At 69.7% G+C, this 3,696-nt stretch carries 5 protein-coding genes; all 5 read left to right on the top strand.

All coding sequences use genetic code 11. The features are described from left to right. A partial coding sequence (locus tag ACIQ42_RS17060; protein WP_397423433.1) for a TULIP family P47-like protein occupies window positions 1–906 on the top strand: 906 nt, incomplete at its 5' end. Further along, window positions 903–1,559 carry a PEPxxWA-CTERM sorting domain-containing protein gene (locus tag ACIQ42_RS17055; protein ID WP_397423432.1) on the top strand — a complete coding sequence of 219 codons (657 nt, stop codon included), beginning with the start codon at window positions 903–905 and terminating at the stop codon, window positions 1,557–1,559. The genes ACIQ42_RS17060 and ACIQ42_RS17055, both read left to right, overlap by 4 nt. Then, window positions 1,556–1,867 carry a hypothetical protein gene (locus ACIQ42_RS17050; RefSeq protein WP_397423431.1) on the top strand — a complete coding sequence of 104 codons (312 nt, stop codon included), beginning with the start codon at window positions 1,556–1,558 and terminating at the stop codon, window positions 1,865–1,867. Before ACIQ42_RS17055 ends, ACIQ42_RS17050 begins: the two co-directional genes overlap by 4 nt. A 75-nt stretch (window positions 1,868–1,942) precedes the next feature. Next, entirely contained in the window at window positions 1,943–2,707 is a 765-nt protein-coding gene (locus tag ACIQ42_RS17045) for a hypothetical protein (RefSeq protein ID WP_397423430.1), read from the top strand. After that, on the top strand, window positions 2,704–3,399 hold the full coding sequence (locus ACIQ42_RS17040) for an alpha/beta fold hydrolase (protein WP_397423429.1): 696 nt from the start codon (window positions 2,704–2,706) through the stop codon (window positions 3,397–3,399). Before ACIQ42_RS17045 ends, ACIQ42_RS17040 begins: the two co-directional genes overlap by 4 nt. The last annotated feature ends 297 nt before the right edge of the window (window positions 3,400–3,696 follow it).

The following is a 3,696-nucleotide window of genomic DNA, read 5'->3' as shown; positions in this document are numbered from 1 at the left end:
GACTTCGACCACGTCTTCTCGACGGTCGACCTCGACCGCCGCGCCGATATCGACGATTTCCAGTGGATGCAGCCGACCGATGTCGCCTATGCCTATTCCGACCTCGGCGGGGACGCCGAAGCCACGGATGGCGCGCTGGGGATTTTGTCAATGACCGGAGGACGTTCCTCGGACGGCCTGGTCCAGCAGCTCAGCAATCTCTGCATTCCCCCGGGGCGCAGGGCGAGCCTCCTGATCTCCAAGGCGCGGGTGATGGACCAGATCCTGATCCACTGCCTGCCGCACACCTTCGCGGGCGCCCAGCCGTCGGACTTCGCGCTCTCCAGCACGGGGGACTCGATCGTCAATGCGGGCTCAGGCATGACTTTCAAAACTGATCCCAACGACAGCAACAGCGCCACTGCCAGCGTCGAGGACCTCAAGGCGACCATCCAGGCGACCGTCCTGACGCTGGACGTGCAGACCTGCTGCGACGTCTCCCCGGGGGTCCACGCCCGCGCCCGGACGATCAACAGCCTCTACATGCAGCTTGACGCGCCCAGCCAGTCGCTCGTATTCGTCGACGCGCCAAACAGTCCCGACATCAACAAGTGGACGGACACGGACGCCGAGATCAAGCTCGCCGAAGGCGTGCTGGCAGCCTGCGCTCTGGTGGCCGGCATCGCGGCCGCCGTGGTGACCGACGGCGCGGCCATCGGGGTCACGGCCATGGCGCTGGCGTTCGCGTCGGGGGTTATGATGCTCACCGTCGCCAGCATCCAGGCGGCGGAGAAGGACAAGGCGCCGGCCATCACCAGCGCCGTGCTTAACGCCACTTCGGCGATCAAATGGCCCCACGGCAGCGGGTTCGTCCTGGCCGACGCGGGGCTGAACGATTCCCTCCAGCTGACCGGAGCCTATGCATGATAACCCTCGAACGACGTCTCGCCGGGACAGTCCGATCTCTCGCGGGCGCCGCGCTGGTGCTCGGCCTGACCTGCGCGCCGGCCGGCGCCGGCGTCCTGCTGGATGTGGGGGGCGCGAACCAGGCGTTCAGCCTGCAGGCCGGCCAGGCCGCCGCGGTGAGCTTCACCCTGGGCGCGACCGCCACCGATCTGTCCATCTCCGCGCCAATCCTGTGCCTCGGTTGCACCGGTGCCATGTGGCTGCAGAAGGACGCGATCGGCCCGACCGCCAGCTTCGCGGGCGCCATCGATGCCCACGCCTTCACCGGCGCGACGTCACAGCCCTGGTTCACCATCGCCTCGCTGGGCCCCGGCCTCTACTTCTTCCTCGTGTCGCTCGACACCTCCTCGACGGGCGCCGCTTTGTGGAGCGGTTCGACTTCGGGTGCGCTCACCGTCACCGGGAACGGCGCAACGCGCGGACTGGACTTCCTGGCCCAGTCGACCACCACCTTCGTTCCCTTCTCCGAGTTCGGGGTCGACTTCGGCCAGAATCTCAACTTCACGGTCTCATCGGCCGGCGTTCCCGAGCCCACGGGCTGGGCTCTGATGATCCTGGGGGCCGGGCTCGCCGGCGTGGCGCTGCGGCGTCGGACGGCGGGGGCCGTGACATGAGGATCCTGGCCAAGGTCTCGAGCGGCGCCGACCGCCTGGCCGATCTGCAGGCCGCCATCAAGCAGATGCAGGCGAGCCTAGGGAAGCCCGATGTCGTCGCGGCCGCGAACGTCGACGGGCCGGGACTGGACCTGTCGTTGCAGGCCACCTCCGGCGACGACCTCACCCAGGCCGTGGAGCAATTGGGGCCCACCTTCGAGACGCTTGGCGGCGAGGTCCGGTCGATCGCGGTCACGGCGGATGTCCCCGATGGTCTGCGCCAGCGGCTGTCTTCGCTGACGCCGGCGATCAGCGTCCTGCCGAACTGACGCGCGCCGGTGCGGATCGCGCTCGCCACCTTCAACTTCGCGCCGCCAGGTCATCCGACCCTCAAGTACGAGGGCTTGGGGCCCGCCGCGGGCCGCGGCCTTCGCGCCTACTGCGCGCGGCATGGCTATGCTGCGTTCGACGCCGTCCCGGACCTGGCGGGGCGCCACGCCTGCTGGGGCAAGATCCCGGCGCTGCGCGCCGCCCTCGCCGACCATGACTGGGCGTTCTGGGTCGACAGCGACGCCCTCGTCACCCGTCCGGACCAACGCCTGGAGACGTTGATCACGGCGGACGCCGATCTCGTGGCCCAGCAGCCCGAGCCCTGGTTCGCGCGGACCCGGCTTGACCTCGTCCGCGGCTGGGCGATGCAGCCGGTGAACACGGGCGTCTTCGGGCTGCGCCGCACGGACTGGAGCCTACGCCTGCTGGAGGCGGCCGAGGCCCGCGCCCGGCCGGAGGCCCCCGGCCAGCCCTGGGACGGCCGGGGCGATCAGGAGGCGATCTGCGAGGTGCTGGCCGATTGGGGCCTGGACCGCGTCGCCCACGCCGCCAGCCTGCAGACGCCGCCGGGCGGGCCGCCGGCTTTGTTCTCGCACCTGTTCGGCGATCGCGCGCAGGCCCGCTACCCGGCCGATGTGTGCCGGGCCGTGGTGGCGACGCTCGTGTCGACCCCAGCGCCCCTCCTCGCCCGCCGCGGTCTCCTGGAACTCCTCCACTGGTGTGCGATCCAGAACCTGGATCCCGAGGCCCCCCTGCACAGGGGAGGGCCGGAACGCTTCGGCTATGTTCCACAGGCGCTGGACCGAGCGCTGGCCAGCTACGCGGCGCCGCCGCCGTGATCCGGCTCACGCGGGTCGGCCATGGCGGCAGCGCGGACCGCGTCCATGTCTTCATCCACGGGCTCAATGGGGACCCACTCGAGACCTGGGGCGCGGCGGAGGCCCGCGGCGCCTTCATCCATCGCCTCGCCGGTGCCCTTGGCGGTCGAGCGTTCACGGCGGAGCATCCCTCAAGTCTCGCAGCCTATGCCTTCGATCCCCAACAGACGATCGCCAGCGTGGCGACCGGCCTCGCCGAAGCCATGGCCGGCGTGGTGTCCGGGGCCCAGCGGATCGACGTGATCGGCCACTGCTTCGGAGGCGTTCTGGCGAGCCAGGCGCTCGTCACCCTCTGGCGCGAGAGCCCTGTCGGGCGGGAATGGCTGGCGCGGGCTGATCTGCGGGTCGTCTTCCTCGACTCGCCTCAACTGCTGCCAGGCAACCCTTCCCCCTGGCTCGCCCGCCTCCTCTCCGTTGTGGGCGCAGAGCCCGCGGCGCTGAGGGCCAATGTCGAATGGCTCCTGCGCGAGCGCCCCTCCCCGTGTTTGGCCCTCCGCAGTCAGGAGGAGCCCTGGATCGACGATTGCGCGCCGTTTGCCTGCGCCGCGCCCGAAGATCGGGCGACGCTCGCCCTGCCGCACACCGCCCTATCCCGGTGCCCGCTGGAAGGCGCGTTCGCACCGCTCGACCTGACCGCCAACTGGCTTCGTTGACGGACCGGACTTCTCCAGTTCCTCGCTGGTCGGCAGCGGGCCATGAAGGTGAAGTCCGCCAATGTCGCTACGCCGACCAACCGCCGTTGTTCAGTACGACGCGGTAGCCGTCCGGATCCTTGAATACCTTCCCGGCTTGACGGGCCACGTCGCGGCGGCGCGTAGCTTGTTGGAGGCGCCTTACTAGAGCGCGTTGGGCTTAGACGTACGCATTGCCGGCATGTCTGATGTAGTTGGCGCATTCGGCGGGTGAGAAGCAGTCGAGGAGCTTGCCGATGCGTCGCCAAGTGTCCTCAA

Origin of the sequence: Phenylobacterium sp. (assembly GCF_044372605.1) — a bacterium.
Classification (GTDB): Bacteria; Pseudomonadota; Alphaproteobacteria; order Caulobacterales; family Caulobacteraceae; genus Phenylobacterium.
The sequence above is the reverse complement of the archived record's forward strand: the minus strand, read 5'-3'. Positions and strand labels throughout refer to the sequence as shown.